This is a genomic window from Streptomyces sp. TM32, from assembly GCF_004122755.1.
In the GTDB taxonomy this organism is placed as follows: domain Bacteria; phylum Actinomycetota; class Actinomycetes; order Streptomycetales; family Streptomycetaceae; genus Streptomyces; species Streptomyces sioyaensis.
Genome location: NZ_SDIG01000006.1, coordinates 11477 through 30279, shown reverse-complemented (window position 1 = coordinate 30279; position 18803 = coordinate 11477). Strand labels below are relative to the sequence as shown.

The 18803-nt window shown below is 69.3% G+C and carries 18 protein-coding genes; 11 read left to right on the top strand and 7 right to left on the bottom strand.

What is annotated here, in order from left to right:
* Positions 1–59 precede the first annotated feature (59 nt).
* Together EST92_RS02710 and EST92_RS02705 are read right to left on the bottom strand one after the other, a co-directional pair.
* Positions 60–1178: a peptidoglycan bridge formation glycyltransferase FemA/FemB family protein gene (locus EST92_RS02710; protein WP_093484181.1), complete on the bottom strand. Its 1119-nt coding sequence runs from the start codon at positions 1176–1178 to the stop codon at positions 60–62.
* 144 nt (positions 1179–1322) lie between these two features.
* Positions 1323–1637: a hypothetical protein gene (locus EST92_RS02705; RefSeq protein ID WP_129245847.1), complete on the bottom strand. Its 315-nt coding sequence runs from the start codon at positions 1635–1637 to the stop codon at positions 1323–1325.
* Between the two features lie 229 nt (positions 1638–1866).
* Between EST92_RS02705 and rpsF the strand changes: the two genes are divergently transcribed.
* The 4 genes from rpsF (at position 1867) to rplI (ending at position 3639) form a co-directional block, all read left to right on the top strand.
* Entirely contained in the window at positions 1867–2157 is a 291-nt protein-coding gene (gene rpsF / locus EST92_RS02700) for a 30S ribosomal protein S6 (protein WP_006604399.1), read from the top strand.
* Between the two features lie 81 nt (positions 2158–2238).
* The gene (locus EST92_RS02695) at positions 2239–2829 is read left to right on the top strand and encodes a single-stranded DNA-binding protein (protein WP_006604398.1); all 591 of its coding nucleotides are present in this window, start codon (positions 2239–2241) and stop codon (positions 2827–2829) included.
* Positions 2830–2937: 108 nt separating this feature from the next.
* Entirely contained in the window at positions 2938–3174 is a 237-nt protein-coding gene (gene rpsR, locus EST92_RS02690; RefSeq protein ID WP_003978893.1) for a 30S ribosomal protein S18, read from the top strand.
* A gap of 18 nt (positions 3175–3192) precedes the next feature.
* Positions 3193–3639, top strand: a complete 447-nt coding sequence (gene rplI / locus EST92_RS02685; protein WP_129279367.1) for a 50S ribosomal protein L9 — start codon at positions 3193–3195, stop codon at positions 3637–3639.
* 114 nt (positions 3640–3753) lie between these two features.
* Here rplI and EST92_RS02680 read toward each other — a convergent pair whose 3' ends face one another.
* Positions 3754–4623, bottom strand: coding sequence for a trypsin-like serine protease (locus EST92_RS02680; RefSeq protein WP_129279366.1), 870 nt, complete (start codon positions 4621–4623; stop codon positions 3754–3756).
* Between the two features lie 41 nt (positions 4624–4664).
* Positions 4665–6002 (bottom strand): MATE family efflux transporter, encoded by a 1338-nt coding sequence (locus EST92_RS02675; protein ID WP_129279365.1) that lies wholly within the window; start codon positions 6000–6002, stop codon positions 4665–4667.
* A gap of 476 nt (positions 6003–6478) precedes the next feature.
* Between EST92_RS02675 and dnaB the strand changes: the two genes are divergently transcribed.
* The 4 genes from dnaB (at position 6479) to EST92_RS02655 (ending at position 12311) form a co-directional block, all read left to right on the top strand.
* A complete protein-coding gene (dnaB, locus tag EST92_RS02670; protein ID WP_174243909.1) occupies positions 6479–7939 on the top strand; it encodes a replicative DNA helicase in 1461 nt (486 codons plus the stop codon).
* 318 nt (positions 7940–8257) lie between these two features.
* The gene (locus EST92_RS02665) at positions 8258–9700 is read left to right on the top strand and encodes a serine hydrolase domain-containing protein (RefSeq protein ID WP_254068435.1); all 1443 of its coding nucleotides are present in this window, start codon (positions 8258–8260) and stop codon (positions 9698–9700) included.
* A gap of 91 nt (positions 9701–9791) precedes the next feature.
* Entirely contained in the window at positions 9792–10937 is a 1146-nt protein-coding gene (locus EST92_RS02660; RefSeq protein WP_129279364.1) for an aminotransferase class V-fold PLP-dependent enzyme, read from the top strand.
* Positions 10938–11570: 633 nt separating this feature from the next.
* Positions 11571–12311: a TetR/AcrR family transcriptional regulator gene (locus EST92_RS02655; protein ID WP_129279363.1), complete on the top strand. Its 741-nt coding sequence runs from the start codon at positions 11571–11573 to the stop codon at positions 12309–12311.
* 38 nt (positions 12312–12349) lie between these two features.
* On the opposite strand, the gene EST92_RS02650 is transcribed toward EST92_RS02655, so the two are convergent.
* Positions 12350–12802 carry a GNAT family N-acetyltransferase gene (locus tag EST92_RS02650; RefSeq protein WP_129245831.1) on the bottom strand — a complete coding sequence of 151 codons (453 nt, stop codon included), beginning with the start codon at positions 12800–12802 and terminating at the stop codon, positions 12350–12352.
* A gap of 96 nt (positions 12803–12898) precedes the next feature.
* A complete protein-coding gene (locus tag EST92_RS02645; RefSeq protein ID WP_254068433.1) occupies positions 12899–13411 on the bottom strand; it encodes a MarR family transcriptional regulator in 513 nt (170 codons plus the stop codon).
* A 131-nt stretch (positions 13412–13542) separates the two neighbouring features.
* Between EST92_RS02645 and EST92_RS02640 the strand changes: the two genes are divergently transcribed.
* Positions 13543–14763, top strand: a complete 1221-nt coding sequence (locus EST92_RS02640; protein ID WP_129279362.1) for an MFS transporter — start codon at positions 13543–13545, stop codon at positions 14761–14763.
* 104 nt (positions 14764–14867) lie between these two features.
* On the opposite strand, the gene EST92_RS02635 is transcribed toward EST92_RS02640, so the two are convergent.
* On the bottom strand, positions 14868–15455 hold the full coding sequence (locus EST92_RS02635; RefSeq protein WP_129279361.1) for a DUF2269 domain-containing protein: 588 nt from the start codon (positions 15453–15455) through the stop codon (positions 14868–14870).
* Between the two features lie 205 nt (positions 15456–15660).
* On the opposite strand from EST92_RS02635, the gene EST92_RS02630 reads away from it, so the two are divergent.
* Together EST92_RS02630 and EST92_RS02625 are read left to right on the top strand one after the other, a co-directional pair.
* Positions 15661–16296, top strand: coding sequence for an HAD-IB family phosphatase (locus EST92_RS02630; protein ID WP_129279360.1), 636 nt, complete (start codon positions 15661–15663; stop codon positions 16294–16296).
* A 447-nt stretch (positions 16297–16743) separates the two neighbouring features.
* Positions 16744–18771 carry a globin domain-containing protein gene (locus EST92_RS02625; RefSeq protein WP_129279359.1) on the top strand — a complete coding sequence of 676 codons (2028 nt, stop codon included), beginning with the start codon at positions 16744–16746 and terminating at the stop codon, positions 18769–18771.
* The last annotated feature ends 32 nt before the right edge of the window (positions 18772–18803 follow it).

Sequence of the window (18803 nt, the reverse complement as noted above, 5' to 3'; positions counted from 1 at the left end):
CCCGGAACCTTTCTCGTGGCTGCGGTGTGTCAGGAGTACGAACGGTGCGGTGAAGCGGATCAGCGTCGTGCCATGTACATATCGAACGCCTTGTGCAGAAGCTTGTTGAGCGGGAAGTCCCACTCGCCGAGATACTCCGCTGCCTGCCCGCCTGTGCCGACCTTGAACTGGATCAGGCCGAAGAGGTGGTCGTTTTCGTCCAGCGAATCGCTGATGCCGCGGAGGTCGTAGACCGAGGCGCCGAGCGCATAGGCGTCCTGCAGCATCCGCCACTGCATCGCGTTCGAGGGGCGGACCTCACGGCCGATGTTGTCCGAGGCGCCGTAGGAGTACCAGACGTGCCCGCCGACGACGAGCATCGTCGCCGCGGAAAGGTTCACGCCGTCGTGGCGCGCGAAGTAGAGCCGCATGCGATTGGGGTCCTCGGAATTGAGGGCCGTCCACATGCGCTGGAAGTAGCTGAGCGGCCGCGGCCGGAACTGGTCACGGACCGCGGTGATCTCGTAGAGGCGCTGCCATTCGGCCAGGTCCTCGTATCCGCCCTGGACGACCTCGACGCCGGCCTTCTCGGCCTTCTTGATGTTGCGGCGCCACAGCTGGTTGAAGCCCTTGTGGACCTCCTCCAGCGAGCGGTCGGCCAGCGGCACCTGGAAGACGTAGCGGGGCTGTACGTCGGCGAAACCGGCGCCGCCGTCCTCGCCCTGCTGCCAACCCATGCGGCGCAGCTTGTCGGCCACCTCGAAGGCGCGCGGCTCGATGTGCGTCGCCTCGACGTCCCGCAGGCGCTTCACATCCGGGTTCTGGATGCCGGCCTTGATCGCCTGGGCGTCCCAGCGGCGGATGATCACCGGCGGGCCCATCTTCACGGTGAAGGCACCCTGCTGCTTGAGATGCTTCAGCATCGGCTGCAGCCAGTCCTCCAGGTTCGGTGAGTGCCAGTTGATGACCGGTCCCTCGGGGAGGTACGCCAGGTAGAGCTTGACCTTGGGGACCTGGCGGTAGAGCACCAGACCCGCGCCGACCATCTCGCCGCTCGCGTCGAACCAGCCCAGGCTCTCCGAGCGCCATTCGGCCTTGACGTCCGCCCAGGCCGGAACCTGCATGTGGCTTGCCGCGGGCAGGCTCTGGATATACGCCAGATGCTGCTCTCGGCTGATGGTCCTCAGGGTCAGGCTCATGCGGGGCGCTCCTCGGCAGGTGTGTCCCCATGGTCGGGGCTCCGGCTCTCGCGCCGAAGCCTACTGTGACCGTGGAGCGCCCCGTCTGGGCCGTACCCGCGCGGGCCCTGTATGCCGCATCGTCGCGGGCCCGTCGGGCGGGACCTAGCCGATGACGCCGCCGAAAAGGCCGCCGTGTGCCACGCCCAGATAGAAGCCGACGGCCGAGGCTCCGAGGCCGATGATCAACAGGAAGCGTTCGCCCGTCGTCGAGGAGATGAACTGGCCCCAGAGGCCGGTCCCGATGCCGATCAGACCGACCCAGGAACTGATGAGGTGCAGGCTGGGAGAGAGCGTGGTGAAGACGGCGATCGCGCCGAGCACGATGGTCACGAGGGCGAGGGTGTTCTCGACGGGATGGTCCTTGCCGTCGCTGTTGAGCAGCGAGAGCAGATTGCGCTGGGTCCTTGCCTGTGCCATGCGGCACCTCCGATGACAGGGCGGCGCACTGTAACGCCGCTCACACCCGTTGTGTTCCAGATTGAGGGGTGCACCGGCCGGATTTCAACCGGAAGGCCAGAGGCAGGTACTCTGTACGGTCTGCGCCTATGTCTGTCCGGATGACCGGCCGGGCACGGCGCAGAAACGCATATGACCCTCCTGCCACGGAACGACCGTGGCCGCTGAGTCCAAAGGAGGTGGGTTCCACATGCGTCACTACGAGGTGATGGTCATCCTCGACCCCGATCTCGAGGAGCGCGCTGTCTCCCCGCTGATCGAGAACTTCCTCTCCGTCGTCCGTGAGGGCAACGGAAAGGTCGAGAAGGTCGACACCTGGGGCCGTCGTCGTCTCTCGTACGAGATCAAGAAGAAGCCCGAGGGCATCTACTCGGTCATCGACCTGCAGGCCGAGCCTGCGGTCGTCAAGGAGCTCGACCGTCAGATGAACCTGAACGAGTCGGTCCTCCGGACCAAGGTTCTCCGTCCCGAGACCCACTGAGCGCGACAGCGCCAGCGGTAACCGGGTCCGAGTAGCAGCAACACCAGCAGCCAGCAGCACACCCGCCGAGAGGTTCCCCTAATGGCAGGCGAGACCGTCATCACGGTTGTCGGCAATCTTGTCGACGACCCCGAGCTGCGCTTCACCCCGTCCGGTGCGGCGGTCGCGAAGTTCCGCGTCGCGTCCACTCCCCGCACGTTCGACCGCCAGACCAATGAGTGGAAGGACGGCGAGAGCCTGTTCCTGACCTGCTCGGTGTGGCGTCAGGCGGCGGAGAACGTCGCCGAGTCCCTTACGCGGGGTACCCGCGTGGTCGTCCAGGGCCGCCTCAAGCAGCGGTCGTACGAGGACCGCGAGGGCGTGAAGCGCACGGTCTACGAGCTCGACGTCGAGGAAGTGGGCGCGAGCCTGAAGAACGCCACGGCCAAGATCACCAAGACCAGCGGTCGCGGTGGCCAGGGCGGTGGCTTCGGCGGCGGCCAGCAGGGCGGTGGCCAGGGTGGCGGCGGTTGGGGCGGCGGCCCCGGCGGCGGCCAGCAGGGCGGCGGCGGTGCTCCCGCCGACGACCCGTGGGCGACCAATGGCCCGGCCGGCGGTGGTCAGCAGGGTGGCGGCGGCGGTGGCTGGGGCGGTAGCTCCGGCGGTGGCTACTCGGACGAGCCGCCCTTCTAGGTCCATGAGCCGGTCCGACTCCGCGCTGTTTCACGTGAAACAGCGCCGTGGACGGCCGGGGGCCTGAGGGCGTCAGCACAAACTTCTTGAACTCATTGGAGAGAGACAATGGCGAAGCCGCCTGCTCGCAAGCCTAAGAAGAAGGTTTGCGTGTTCTGCAAGGAGAAGATCTCCTACGTCGACTACAAGGACACGAACCTGCTGCGGAAGTTCATCTCCGACCGCGGCAAGATCCGTGCCCGCCGGGTCACCGGCAACTGCACTCAGCACCAGCGTGACGTCGCCACGGCCGTGAAGAACAGCCGTGAGATGGCGCTGCTGCCCTACACGTCCACCGCGCGATAAGGGAAGGGTGACCGAATCATGAAGATCATCCTCACCCACGAGGTCTCCGGCCTCGGCACCGCCGGCGACGTCGTTGACGTCAAGGACGGGTACGCCCGCAACTACCTGGTCCCGCGTGGTTTCGCGATCCGCTGGACCAAGGGTGGCGAGAAGGACGTCGAGCAGATCCGTCGCGGTCGCAAGATCCGCGAGATCGCCACGATCGAGCAGGCCAACGAGGTCAAGGGCCAGCTCGAGGGCGTCACCGTGAAGCTGGCCGTGCGTGCCGGCGACGCGGGTCGTCTGTTCGGCTCCGTCACCCCGGCCGACGTCGCCTCGGCGATCAAGGCTGCCGGTGGTCCGGACGTCGACAAGCGTCGTGTCGAGCTCGGTTCGCCGATCAAGACCCTGGGCGCGCACCAGATCTCCGTGCGTCTGCACGCCGAGGTCGTCGCGAAGCTCGGCGTCGAGGTCGTCGCCGCGTAATCGCAGTACCGCGCCGAAGGGCCGCATCCCGTCACCGGGGTGTGGCCCTTCGCCGTGTCCGGGGCCTGCTCCCCGGCTCGGCCTCGTTGTACGGCCGGCCGCGAGGGCCCGTTCTCAGTCCTCGTCCTGAGCGTGCTTGTAGAGCTTGGCGATGTCGTCGTCGAAGTACGCGGCGTACGACACATCGTCTTCGTCACCGCCGCCTTCGTGGCCGCCCAGGACACCGATGACCGTGCCGGTGTGGCTCTTGGGGTCGTAGTCGGCCAGCCAGGGGCTGCCGCTCGTACCGCCCTCGAAGTCGGTGCACTGGATACGCAATTGGGTGTCGCTGTACTTCGTGGTGCGGTTCTGACAGGAGATCGGCATGTTGCGGCTGGTGGGGTAGCCGGTGATCTTGACTTCGTTGTCGAAGCCACGGTCTATGCCGAGGGTGTTGCCGCCCAGGACGTCCTGGATCTGCTTGCCGCTCTTCTTGTCGAGCACGAGGAAGGCGACGTCGAGATCCTCGTCCTGGGACTTGGCCCAGCGATTGTCGACGATCACCTTCTTGACCTTCCACAGGCCCGTGGGCCCGTCACCGTTGCGGTAGTCGGGGGCGAAGACCAGATCGTCGACCGTGCTGCCGGCGTCGATGTCGTAGGCACAGTGCGCTGCGGTGATGAGCATGTTCCGGCCCGGGCTCTGCACCACGCTCGCGGTGCAGAAGTGGTCGCCGGAGTCGTCCTTCTCGAAGACCGCGCCGACCCGCGCGTTCTGCTCGGTTCTGCGCGGGGTGTACGCATTGCCGTCATCGGCCGGGGCCGTCGCCTTGGGATCCTGGTCCTGCGGGTCCTGGCCCGACTCGCCGGACTTGCCGAATCCGCTGCGGCCGATGCTGCTGCCGCTGCTGATGTCGGTTTGCTCCGTGGCGTAGCCCACCACGGCAGCAGCCATCATGACGACAGACGTCAAGGGCAGCACGGACTTCCTGGCAAGCGAGCGCACAGGGTCATTATTGACATGCGCTGCGTGTGACGGGAGGTGGTTCAGCGGGAGGCTCCGGTCACAATCCACCGACCGGAGCGGGTGCGCAGCCACAGGGTCAGCAGTCGCACGGTCATCATCAGGGCCATTGCCCCCCACAGCGTGACCAGTCCGCCGCCGAGGGCCGGTACGGCCAGCGCGGCCGGAGCGAACAGCGCCAGTGTCACCACCATGGCCCAGGCGAGATACGGGCCGTCCCCCGCGCCCATCAGCACGCCGTCGAGGATGAAGACGATGCCGGAGACCGGCTGGGTCACGGCCACGACCAGGAGTGTCGCCAGCAGCGGCCCTTCCACGGCGGGGTCGGAGGTGAACAGGGGGATGAACAGCGGGCGGGCGAGCGCGACCAGCACGCCGAGGACCAGGCCCGCGGCGATGCCCCACTGGACCATCCGGCGACAGGCGGCCTTGGCCCCGTCGCGGTCCCCCGCGCCGAGGTAGCGGCCTATGATGGCCTGCCCGGCGATGGCGATCGCGTCCAGCGCGAAGGCCAGCAGGGACCACAGCGTGAGCACGATCTGGTGGGCGGCGACCTCGGCGTCACCGAGCCGGGCGGCGACGGCGGTGGCGATCATCAGTACGGCGCGCAGCGAGAGCGTACGCACCAGCAGCGGGACCCCGGCCTGGGCCGAGGCGCGGATCCCCGCGGCATCGGGGCGCAGCGAGGCGCCGTGCCGTCGCGCGCCGCGGACGACCACGGCGAGGTAGACCGCGGCCATGCCGCACTGGGCGATGACCGTGCCCCAGGCGGAGCCCGCGATACCGAGGCCGGCGCCGTAGACCAGGCCGATGTTGAGCGCGGCGTTCAGGGAGAAGCCGCCGATGGCGACGTAGAGCGGGGTCCTGGTGTCCTGGAGGCCGCGGAGCACGCCGGTGGCCGCCAGCACGACGAGCATCGCGGGGATGCCCAGCGCGCTGATGCGCAGGTAGGTCGTGGCGTACGGGGCGGCGGTGCCGGAGGCGCCGAAGGCTTCGACGAGCCACGGGGCAGTGGGCAGCACGGTCGCGATGACGGCGGCGCCGAGCAGCAGCGCGAGCCAGATGCCGTCCATGCCCTGGCGGATGGCGGCGGGGAGGTCGCCGGCGCCGACCCTGCGGGCGACCGCCGCGGTGGTGGCGTAGGCGAGGAAGACGAAGACGGAGACGGCGGTGGTCAGCAGGGCGGCGGCGATACCGAGGCCGGCGAGCTGGGGAGTGCCGAGGTGGCCGATGACGGCGCTGTCGGCCATGACGAAGAGCGGTTCCGCGACCAGCGAGCCGAAGGCAGGCAGGGCAAGGGCGATGATCTCGCGGTCATGGCGGCGGTCGGTGCGCCGCGGCATCGCGGGAGCCTGTGTCATCCGCGCAATCTAATCTTCCACAGGTAAGAGATGCAAGCCCATTCCATCCCTTACTTTCCGCTGTGTGGGGGTGTCATGCGTGTGCCGTTTGTCGCGATCTTGAACACCTGGGGAAAGTTTTTCTCCCCCACAGCCTATGGATGAGAAAGGTGCAGGTCAGAAGGGTAGGGGTGGGGTGATTGTGTGCTTGTCCACAGAAGTTTCCCCCGTGCCGTGCACAGGATCCGGGGACTTCTCCACAGCTGTAGGCCAGTCATCCACATGGCCTGTGGATAACCAGATTGGCGGACGGTGCCCACGGGCCTACCGTGGTCCGGCACCCGCCGCCCGTTCCGGCTTGAGACAACGTCCGAACTCGACGCGCCGTAACCGGAGTCGGGCGTCTCGATTGTCAGAGCTGTGCCGTAAGAAAGAACCGCACAGCAAGGTCCGCGTCGCGGACGGGAGGAGGTGCCGGGGTGAGCATTCCCGAGCCCATGGAAGACCCTTGGGCGGACTCCGGTCCCAGCGACCTGCTGCCGGCCGCCCGCTCCCGGCGTGGCGAGGGCAAGGGCCGCGGCCGCGGCGACCGTCAGGAGCGTGACGACGACGGTGGCGGCTCCTGGGCCGGCGGCTTCGAACGGGTGCCTCCGCAGGATCTGGACGCCGAACAGTCCGTGCTCGGCGGCATGCTGCTGTCGAAGGACGCCATCGCGGATGTCGTCGAGGTCCTCAAAGGCGAGGACTTCTACCGTCCCGCCCATGAGCTGGTCTTCCAGGCGATCCTCGACCTGTACGCCAAGGGCGAGCCGGCCGACCCGATCACCATCGCCGCGGAGCTGACCAAGCGCGGCGAGATCGCGCGGGTCGGCGGCGCTTCGTATCTGCACACCCTCGTCCAGTCCGTACCGACCGCCGCGAACGCCGAGTACTACGCCGAGATCGTCCATGAGCGTGCGGTGCTGCGCCGGCTGGTCGAGGCCGGCACCCGTATTACGCAGATGGGATACGCCGCGGACGGCGACGTCGACGAGATCGTCAACAGCGCCCAGGCGGAGATCTACGCCGTCACCGAGCAGCGGACCAGCGAGGACTACCTTCCGCTCGGCGACATCATGGAAGGCGCCCTCGACGAGATCGAGGCGATCGGTTCACGCCAGGGCCAGATGACGGGCGTGCCGACGGGCTTCACCGATCTCGATTCCCTCACCAACGGCCTGCACCCCGGCCAGATGATCGTCATCGCGGCCCGTCCCGCCATGGGTAAGTCGACCCTGGCGCTGGACTTCGCGCGGGCCTGCTCGATCAAGAGCAATCTGCCGAGCGTGATCTTCTCGCTGGAAATGGGGCGCAACGAGATCGCGATGCGTCTGCTGTCCGCCGAGGCGCGGGTCGCGCTGCACCACATGCGCTCCGGCAGCATGACCGACGAGGACTGGACGCGGCTGGCGCGCCGGATGCCGGATGTCTCCGCCGCGCCGTTGTACATCGACGATTCGCCGAACCTCTCGATGATGGAGATCCGCGCGAAGTGCCGCCGGCTCAAGCAGCGCAACGAGCTGAAGCTGGTGGTCATCGACTATCTGCAGCTGATGCAGTCCGGTGGCTCCAAGCGCGCCGAGAGCCGCCAGCAGGAGGTCTCGGACATGTCCCGAAACCTCAAGCTGCTGGCGAAGGAGCTGGAGCTCCCGGTCATCGCGCTCTCCCAGCTGAACCGTGGCCCGGAGCAGCGCACGGACAAGAAGCCGATGGTCTCCGACCTGCGTGAATCCGGTTCGATCGAGCAGGACGCCGACATGGTCATCCTGCTGCACCGCGAAGACGCCTACGAGAAGGAATCCCCGCGGGCCGGCGAGGCAGACCTGATCGTGGCCAAGCACCGTAACGGCCCCACTGCCACGATCACGGTGGCGTTCCAGGGCCACTACTCGCGGTTTGTTGACATGGCGCAGACCTGAGCCGTCCTGAACGGCGTTGTGCGGCGCGCCTCATGGCCGTCATGCGCGGCGTAGGAGTGTGCTGACGGGACCGGCGCGAGCACGAACGGCCGGTGCCGGTCAACGAGGGAGCGCCGGCCGGGACTTCACCCTCGGGCGGCCGGGGCAGCGCGCGCCCGACAGGACGACCTTGCCGGTGGTGCGGCCGGTCCGGTCTGCAGGCCGTGGCCGGCCTGGTGAACAGAGGAAAGCTGCAGGGCGCGGTGATCGGGTCGGCAGTGCTGCGGTGATACAGCGAGGATGGGCCCGGCCGAGTCGGATCCGCTGTGGAGGAGCGCCATGACCATCGCACAGTCCGGGCAGTCACATGAGCCCGGGACGAACGGGCCGGGGGCGGTTGCCGCGCCTGACGAGTTCGCGGAGCTGTTGCCGCAGACACGGAGGGCGTTGCTGCGTCGGCTCGCGGTGGGGCAGTCGGAGGGCCGGGCGCCCTCGATGGTGGGTGCGGTCGTCCGCGACGGGCGGGTGATGTGGACGGGAGCCCGCGGTGCGGTGGACGGTGAGGCGCCACACGGCGCGGTGCAGTACCGGATCGGTTCACTCACGAAGACCTTTGTCGCCGTGCTGGTGCTGCGGCTGCGGGACGAGGGGCTGTTGCAGCTGGAGGACCCGCTCAGCAGGCATCTGGACGGGACTCCGGTGCCGGACGCGACGATTGCGCAGCTGCTCGCGCACAGTTCGGGGCTGACGGCCGAGGCGCGGGGCCCGTGGTGGGAGCGGAGCGACGGTGGGCTGCGGCCCGCGCCGGCCGACCTCTTCGGCGAGCGGCCGCAGCGGCTGCCTGCCGGCCGTCGGCACCATTACTCCAACCCTGGCTATGCGCTGCTCGGGACGCTGGTCGAGCGGCTGCGGGGCGACACCCCCTGGTACGAGGTCCTGCGCCGCGAGGTGCTGCAACCGCTCGGCATGAGCCGTACGACGCTGGATCCGCAGCCGCCGTTCGCCGGCGGCTGGGCGGTGCATCCGTGGGCCGATGCGCTGCTGCCGGAGCCGGCCGAGGACACCGGACTGATGGGCCCGGCAGGGCAGTTGTGGTCGACGCTTGCGGACCTGTGCCGATGGGCGGCGTTCCTGCTGCGGGGCGACGGCCGGGTGCTGTGCGCGGAGAGCCTGGCCGAGATGCGGATGCCGGCCGTGCCGCCGGAGGGGAGTGCCTGGGAGGCGGCGTACGGGCTGGGCGTCCAGCTCGTACGGCGGAACGGGCGCTTGCTGGCCGGGCACCTCGGCTCGATGCCCGGCTATCTGGCGGCGCTGTGGACCGATGTCGACGAGGACGTTGCCGGAGTCGTGCTCACCAACTGCACGTCGGGCCCGGTGGTCTCCGCCATCGCCGCCGACCTCACAGACATCGTGACCGAGCACGAGCCGAGGATTCCCGAGCCCTGGCGCCCGCTGCCCGGGCCCCTGGACCGGGAACTGCTGGCGCTGACCGGGCCCTGGTACTGGGGCGCGAACCCGCACGTCCTGCGGCTGCGGCCCGAGCGCGGGCTGGAGCTCGCGCCGCTGTCCGGGGTGGGGCGATCCTCGCGATTCCGGCCGGAGGAGGACGGCACGTGGACGGGGCTGGACGGCTACTACGCGGGCGAGACGCTGCGGGTGGTGGGCGACGAAGACGGTTCGGTCAGCCATCTGGATCTCGGCACCTTCGTGTTCACCCGCGGGCCGTACGAGCCGTCAGATCCGGTCCCCGGCGGGGTGGATCCGGCGGGCTGGCGGGTGTGAGGCCCGTACCCGAGGGTGCGGGGGCCGGCCGTACAGTCGAACCAGATGTCAGGAGCCGCGCCGCGTCGGCTCGCCACCGCTGGAAGGCCCTGTGACTGCCGTGTCTGACCCGACCGCGAACCCCTCCGCCCCCGTCCTGCTCGATCTGCCGCCGCTCACCGCGGCCCACTTCGCGCGGATCGAGGACAAGGTCGCTGCTCTTCTGCACACCCGCTGTGATGTCGTGGCGATGCAGGGCGAGGCGCTGCTGCCGCTGGAGGCCTGTATCCGCTCGGCCATCCGCCCCGGCAGCACCGCGCTCAACATCATCACAGGGCCGTACGGCGAGACCTTCGGCGGCTGGCTGCGCTCCTGCGGTGCCGACGTCGTCACCCTCACTGCGCCGTTTACGGGTGCGGCTGACCCGCAGCAGGTGGCCGATGCCCTGCGGCAGCACCCCGAGATCGACTTTGTGAGCCTGGTGCACGCCGAGGCGGCCACCGGCAACACCAACCCCGTCGCCGAGATCGGCGCCGTGGTGCGGGAGCACGGCGCGCTGCTGATGCTGGACGCTGTCGCCTCGGTGGGCGCCGAGCCACTGCTCACCGACGAGTGGGGCGTGGACCTCTGTGTGATCGGTGGGCAGAAGGCGTTGGCCGGGCCCGCCGGGGTCTCCGCGGTATCCGTCAGTGCCCGGGCGTGGGAGCGGATCGCCGCCAATGAGCAGGCTCCGCGGCGCTCGTACCTCTCGCTGCTGGACTGGAAGGAGCGCTGGATCGACGGCGGACGCACCGCACTGCCACACGCTCCGGCGCAGCTGGAGATGCTCGCGCTGGAGCAGGCCGCGGACCGTGTCGAAGCCGAGGGCCTGGCCGCGGTCATCACGCGGCACCGGGCGGCGTCCGCGGCGACCAGGGCCGGTATCCAGGCACTGGGAGGGCTCGCTCCATACGTCGTACACGACGAGGACGCGGCGCCGGCCGCCACGACGCTCCGTGCGCCCGAGGGAGTGGACGCCCGGGAAGTGGTGGCCGCAGCGGTCGCGGCGGATGCTGCGGTGCCGGTGCAGGCTGCGGCGGGCGCACTGGCCAAGGAGATGATCCGGGTGAACCACTATGGCCGTGCCGCCGACCGGGCCGTGGTCACGGCCTCGCTGATGGCGCTGGCAGGTGGGCTACGCGCGCTGGACGTGCCGGTGGATGCCGAGGCGGCGTCCCTGGCAGCGGGCGCGGCGTGGGACACGGTGGTCGCCGGCTGAGGCTGGTCGGCGCCCGATGGCGGGCGAGTTGTCGATGTGGGGTCGTGTTTCACGTGAAACACGACCCCACGTCCATGTCTGGGTGCGGTGTTGTTTCACGTGAAACGGCGGTACGAGCCGGTGTAGTCCGGCGGTGGATGTCGCGCCTTCGAGAGGTCCTGATCCATGAGCCTGTTGCCGCCCAAGTTCCTTGTGTGGAACGGGAGTTGGTGGGCGGGGGGAGTGAGGTCCGTACGCCCTTAGGGTCGTCGCATCGGCGAGAGCGCGGCCGCGTCCGTCCGGAGTAGTCCAGTAGCGCGTCCCGGGCACCGGAGGCAGGCTGGACGCTGAAGACGCCGTGGGTGCTGTCGGCTCGGACCTTGGCGCGGCGGATCGGTTATCGGCTCGGGCGTCTGCGTCGCGCGCTGCGCGGACGGCGGCCCGGACTCCGGAGTTGCGGGCGCGGGTCACGCGTGCACGGTCCGGCGGTCCGCTGGCCGTCGGCGCCCGGCCGCACCCCAACGCGATTCACCAACGCGGCGGTCAGGTCATTAATGATCTTGTTTGAACCCTCCTCTAGAATCGGAACGAGCGACCCGTTTGTATGGGTGGCTCTTTCGACCCGGAGGTCGACGCTTCTCAGGAGGTCGAGCGATGTCGGACGGCGGCGTCCCGCCCTCGCGTGCGGATGCGCGGCGCAACCGGGCCCTGGTGCTCCAGGCGGCCCGATTCGCCTTCGAGGAACGGGGGTTGGGGGTTCCGCTCGGGGAGATCGCACGTCGTGCGGGGGTCGGCGCGGGCACTGTCTACCGGCACTTTTCTTCCAAGGAAGCCCTGTTCAGGGCGACCATCGTGGACCGGATCGAACTCTTCACCGACACCGCGAGGGACTTGGCTGATGTCACCGACCCCGGGCCGGTCTTCTTTCGCTTTCTGGCGTCGGTCGTACGGCTCGCCTCACGGAACAAGGCGTTGTGCGACGCACTGGAGGCGGCCGGCGCGGGCCGCTTCGAGCCGTCGCCCGGGGTCGGTAAGGACTTCGATGATGCGCTGGAGGTCTTGCTCGGCAGGGCCCAAGAGGCAGGCGCCGTGCGGCAGGACGTCGGGATAGCGGATGTGCGGGCGCTGCTGGTGGGCTGTCTTTCGATGGAGCGGGCCCGGGCGGGTGCCGGCGCGGAGGACGAGGTGGAGGGCCGGATGACGGCGCTGATGTGCGAGGCGCTGCGGCCGGAGCGAGCCGTAACGAAACTGACGTCAGGTCCTGAAAAACGTAACGGATCGCGGTGTGAGATGTGTGGAGCAGCACTTGCTAGGGCACGCGCGGGCCGCCCGGCGCGCTACTGCGGTGGTGCCTGTCGGCAGAAGGCTCACCGGGGGCGTGCCCGACAGCGGTGATCAGGCGCGGCCGGGAGCCGGCCGGCCGCCGTGCCGCCTCAGAGCATGCGCTTGAAGCCCAGGTGGGAGGCTTCGAACCCGAGGCGCTCGTAGAAGCGGTGCGCATCGATCCGGGTCGCGTCCGAGGTGAGCTGCACCATCTGGCAGCCGAGCGTGCGGGATTCCGCGACCGCCCACTCGATCAGCTCGGTGCCGAGGCCGCTGCCGCGCTCGTCGCGGTGGATCCGCACGCCCTCGATGATCGAGCGGGTGGCGCCGCGCCGGGACAGGCCGGGAATGACCGTGAGCTGGAGCGTGCCGATCGTCCGCCCCTCGCGGACCGCCACGACCAGGTGCTGCTGCGGGTCGGCGGCCAGCGCTTCGAACGCGGCACGGTACGGAGCCAGGTCGTCCGGCGCCTCGCGGGCGGCGCCCAGCGGGTCGTCGGCGAGCATGGCGACGATGGCGGGGAGGTCGGCTTCGGTCGCGCGGCGTATCTCGATATCGCTCATGGGCGCGACCCTATGCCGGGGAGCCTCAGGAGACTCAGGGGCGGCAGGTGCTCGGCGACATCGCCCTAACTGCCGCCGGGCCCCTGCCCGGGGGCCTCACTCGGACGGAGCGAGCTTTTCGACGGCGGTGACGAGCGGTGCCAGCTCGGGGCGCTGTGCGGCGTCCTGGAGAGCCTCGCGCAGGGCCCCGTCATGGGTGGGCCGGGCCTCCACGAGGAGTGCGAGGCCATCGGACGTGACATTGGTGTAGATGCCGCGCCGGTCGTCGGGGCACAGGAAGCGCGAGAGCAGGCCACGCTCCTCGAGCCGGGTCACCAGGCGGGTGGTGGCGCTCTGGCTGAGGACGACGGATTCCGCGACTTGGTGCATCCGCAGATGGCCGCCCGGCCCGTCGTGCTGCTCACTGAGCACGTTGAGGACCGAGAACTCTCGGACGCTGAGGTCGTGCTGAGCCTGCAGCGCGCGCTCGATGTGCGTCTCGATACGGCCGTGCAGCGCGGAGAGCGCGCACCAGCTCTGCGCCAGCGCGGGAGCGGCAGCCGGCGGGCAGTCGGGCGCGGGGGCTGCCATGTCCTGCGTCTCCTGCTTCTCGCGCGTCTGCTGCGGCATCGCAGACCTCCTCATGGGGTGTACGAGCCAGTATAGGGCACCCGCAATATCCCGCGCTTGCAATTAACAAGCGTCTGCAATTATTGTGGACGCTCGTAAAGCATGGATGCAATCATTTGAAGGGATCCGTCATGCCTCTCGCACTCCTGGCTCTGGCCATCGGTGCCTTTGGGATCGGAACGACCGAGTTCGCGGTCATGGGCCTGCTGCCCGACATGGCGGCCGGCTTCGGCATCTCCATCCCGCTCGCCGGATACGCGACCACGCTCTACGCCCTCGGCGTGGTCGTCGGGGCGCCGCTGATGACGGCTCTCGGCACGCGCTTCACCCGCAAGCAGATGCTGATGCTGCTGATGGGCCTGTTCATCGCGGGCAATCTGCTCACCGCCGTCGCGCCCACCTTCGGGCTCCTGCTCGCGGGGCGGATCGTCGCCGCCTTCACGCACGGCGCGTTCTTCGGCATCGGTGCGCTCGTGGCGGCCGACCTCGTCGCGCCCCAGAAGCGCGCCACCGCCATCTCGCTGATGTTCAGTGGCCTGACCATCGCCAACGTCGTGGGTGTACCGGTCGGCACGCTGCTCAGCCAGCACTTCGACTGGCGCACCACGTTCTACGCCATCACCACGCTCGGCGTGATCGGGCTGCTGGGCATCGTCAAGCTGATCCCGGCGCAGCGGGCGAAGGCAGCCACGTCCATAGGCAGCGAGCTCGCCGTGTTCCGCAACCCGCAGGTCGGCCTGGCGATGCTGATGACGATCCTGGGCTTCGGCGGTGTCTTCGCGGCCGTCACCTACCTCGCCTCGATGATGACCGAGGTCACCGGCTTTGCACCGTCCTCCGTGATCTGGCTGACGGCCGTCTTCGGCCTCGGCATGGTCGGCGGAAACCTGGTTTCCGGTCGCTTCACGGACCGCGCCATGATGCCGATGCTGTTTGTGTCCATGACCGGTTTGGCGCTCTCACTGGCCGCGTTCACCTTCACCGCGCACAGCAAGATCGCCGCAATCCTCACCATCGCGCTGATCGGCATCTTCGGCTTCGCCACCGTGCCCCCGTTGCAGAAGCGGGTGATGGACCAGGCGGCCTCGGCCCCCACCCTCGCCTCGGCCGGCAATATCGCGGCCTTCAACTTCGGCAATGCTTTGGCCGCCTGGCTCGGCGGGCTCGTCATCTCGGCCGGTCTCGGCTACACCGCGCCCAACTGGGTCGGTGCGCTGATGACCGCTGCGGCGCTCGGGGTGGCGATACTCGCCACTGCCCTGGAGCGGCGGGAGAAGGGCCGCGACCAGGTGGCGGCCGCCGGCGGACCCGCCGCGCCGGCCGACGAGCCCGTGCCCGCGTCACGCAGCTGACCTTGCGTCCGTACGGCACCCCCCGGTCAACAGCCCGACCGGCAGCGGCTTACCGCCGGATTGCCGTCGAGGCGAGAGCGGAGAGCGGCCTCGCTTGAGGCTGGTCACCGTCCTCTGCTGGTGGACGTCCGCTGCCGGCGGACGCCCACACCCGCGGGATCGCTCGTTCGCGCCCGTCCGGCGCGGTCCCTGACCGACCGTGCCGCGCGCAGTCGGCTGCCGCGCTTGGTCGGCCCCCAGGGCTTGAGGACGGAGATCGCGGTGAGGAAGAAGTAGGTGGCCGTGGCGACCGCCGGCGCGATGACGAGGTGGATGTCGGGTGCCGGGGTGCCCGCCGCGGCTGCGGCGGCGAGGCGGTTGATGCCGGGCCGGAGTGCGAAGACCGACAACAGCAGGGTGAGGAGTGTCAGCCAGAACTTGATGACGACCCAGCGGTGTCTGGCCAGCCCCCACGGCGTGCCCAGCGACAGCACCAGCCCGCTGAGCAGCGACATCAACGCGATGGGGAGGACCAGCCAGTCACCGAAGACCTTCATCGCACGGTAGGCGGCCGTCGCCATAGCGGGCGAGCCGGTGGTGTAGCCGGTGAGACCGAGCGCGAGCAGCCCCAAGGTGAGGCCGAGCCAGCTGACGGATACGGCGACATGGAGGACGAGAACGGCCCGGCGGGCCGGACGGCTGAGCTGCTGCATACCGTCCACGGTCGTCTTCCGCGCCCCGCGGTACATCTGCCGGCGGGAGTATCAGCGCCTACGCGGGCTTGAGTACGTACGTCCGGCGTATGGTGCCGGCGGCAACCCGTTCCCGGACCGTACGCGGCCGGTCGTAGCAGCCGGTCGTAGCCATCCCCGGTTCCGTCCGTGCCTTCCGCCGGACAGCCCCCTTAGGCTCCGGGGCATGAGCAAGCTGCATCTGTTCGACATGGACGGGACCCTGCTCTACGGGTCCGCGGCCGCCGTCGAGATCTCCCGCCGGCTCGGGCTGGAGCGGGAGATCGCCGAGCTGGAACGGGGATTTGCCGCGGGTGAGCTGACGCCCGTGGAGTTCGCGCAGCGGGCATGTGAACTATGGGCAGCCGAGCTGACCGAACTTCAGGTGGCCGCGGCCTTCGAGGGTGCCCCCTGGCTGACCGGAATCCAGGAGGTCTGGGCGGACATCCGGGCGCGCGGCGAACGGTGCGCGGTGGTCTCCCTGTCGCCGGCCTTCTTCGTCGAACGGCTGCTGGCCTGGGGCGCCGACACGGCGCACGGCTCACGCTGGCCCGCGGTGCCCATTCGGCAGGCGGTGGACCCGGCCGGCATCCTCTCGTCGGCGGCGAAGGTGCGGATCGCGGACGAACTCTGCGTGCAGTACGGGTTCACCCGGGCCGACTGTGTCGCATACGGCGACTCCATGTCGGACACCGAACTGTTCGCGGCAGTTCCGCAGTCCGTTGCCGTGAATGCGGATCACCATGTGAGTGACCTGGCCTCATATGCGTACGCGGGACGGGATCTGCGTGAGGCATACGAACTGATCCGTACCGGCCGGTAATTCTGGCGTCGCCGGCGGAATCACCCGCTGTATCCAGTGAAATAGAGCTCTGTGGGAAGGATCACTGATATCGCCGGGCCGCGCGGCGTGCTTCAAGATCAGGTCTTGTGGTTTCAACCGCTGCCGGTATGGTCGACTCCGGCTTGGCGGAGTCAAGGCTTCCGCGAGTGCACGAAGGTGCCGGGCAAAGCTCGTCAGCCTAGCGGCGAAGAGGCCCTCGATACCCAGACTTCCGGCAATTTGTCCGGTGGGTGAGCAGGGGTGGCATGCTGCTGGCGCGGCATCTGCTCCGCATTGTCGCGAGGACGTGAGATTTGTCCGCTTTGGAGGATGTTGCCGGGATCGCTTGAGACGATTAACAATTCCGGGGCAGGGCGGGGGAATTCCGGGCAGTTCCGATCATGGAAGTGCGAAGACAACCGAAAGACGTTCGAGGCGAGGCAGACCATGGACGCTCCGACCACCACGTCGGCCGATAACGGCTCTTCCGGCGGGAACAGTGGAGATTGGGGTTGGTTCACTCCGTCGGCGAAGAAGTCCTCCGGAGAACCGCAGGAGCGGCAGAACAGCCAGGACCGGCAACAGGGCCAGGACGGCCAGGCCGAAACCGACGAGCGGGGTGCACCCCACGATCGCGGCGAGTACAGAGATCGCCATGAGCGGCAGGAAAGAGCGGAGCGGAACGACCGGGAGCACATACCCAGTCGTCCGGTCAATCCGATCCGGCCCGTAGGCACCGCGGCCGAGCGTGAGCGCGAGACGGAGCCGCCGCAGGCCGCGCAGCCGCGGCCCGCCGAGGCGGCCCGACAGCACGCCGCCCCCTCCTCCACCGGGTACCCCGCCGCCACTTCCCATCCGGGTCAGTCCACCGCGGCACCCGGGTACACCGCCTCCGCCTACACGACACCGCGCGACGAGGCCGAGCCCACGCCCACCCCGCACGCCGATCCGTTCCAGGGCAGCTGGCCGGTCTGGGAGCGGGTGTCCGCCCCGGAACCCGAGCCCGAGCCCGTACACGAATCGGCGCGCGCCACGCAGGCGCAGGCCGCAGCGGACAGCGCCCCCACCGGAGCCGCACCCGTCCAGGAACCGGCGGTCCGGACCTCGGCCACCCAGCCACCGCCCTTCCAGGCACCGACTGTCCGAGCCCCGGCCGCCCAGGCGCCGACTGTCCAGACACCGCCCGCCCAGGCGTCACCGGCCCACGCGCCGGCCGGCCAGAACGAGGCACCCGCTGCCTCTGTCTTCGCCCCCGAGGCGCGTCCCGCCGCTCCCGCCCCCGAGGCCTCCCTCGACGCGATGCAGCAGGCCTCGGCCTCCTCGTCCACACCCCCCTCTCCCGACGCGGTACTCATCCGTCGAACCATGGCGGAGATCGAGCCCGTGGCCGACAAGGTCACCTCGTACTTCTATGCGCTGCTCTTCGTCCAGCACCCCGATCTGCGGGCACTGTTCCCCGCCTCGATGGACACCCAGCGCGACCGGCTCTTCAAGGCGTTGCTCACCGCCGCCCAACATGTCGACGACGGCGAGGTGCTCACTGCCTATCTTTCGAACCTCGGCCGCGGTCACCGCAAATACGGCACCCTGCCCGACCACTACCCGGCGGTCGGCGAATGCCTGCTCGCCTCGCTCGGGCGCTATGCGACGTCCAGCTGGGGGCCGGAGACCGAGGCCGCGTGGGTGCGCGCGTACACCGCGATCTCGCAGATCATGATCGATGCGGCGGCCGCGAACGAGGCCGTGGCCCCTGCGTGGTGGCAGGCCGAGGTCGTCTCGCACGAGCTGCGTACCCCCGACATCGCGGTGGTGACGGTCCGCCCCGACCAGCCCTACCCGTTCCTCGCGGGCCAGTACACCAGTGTGGAAACCCCCTGGTGGCCGCGGGTCTGGCGGCACTACTCCTTTGCCTGTGCACCGCGCTCCGACGGCCTGCTCTCGTTCCACGTCAAGGCGGTGCCGGCCGGCTGGGTCTCCAACGCCATGGTCCACCGCGCCCGTCCCGGCGACGTCATCCGGCTCGGTGCACCCGGCGGCTCGATGACGGTCGACCACACCACGCGCAACGGTCTGCTGTGCGTCGGCGGCGGCACCGGCATCGCGCCGCTGAAGGCCTTGGTCGAGGACGTCGCGGAACACGGCATCCACCGCCCCGTGGAGGTGTTCTACGGCGCCCGCAGTGACCATGACCTCTACGACCTCGACACCATGCTGCAGCTGGAGCAGGCCCATCCCTGGCTCTCCGTCCGCCCGGTCGTGGCGACCGGACCCGCGGCCCGTGGCGGGACGAGCAGCGAAACCGGACAACTTCCGGACGCAGTGCGGCAATACGGGCCGTTCCGGGAATACGACGCCTATCTTTCCGGGCCGCCGGGGTTGATCCGCAGCGGTGTGGACGCTTTGGTGGGGGTCGGCGTCCCGGCCGATCGCATACGGCACGACTCCGTGGAAGAGCTGGTGCCGGCAGGAGACTGAGGCTGAGGCTCGGCGGCGCAGGGCGAATCCGG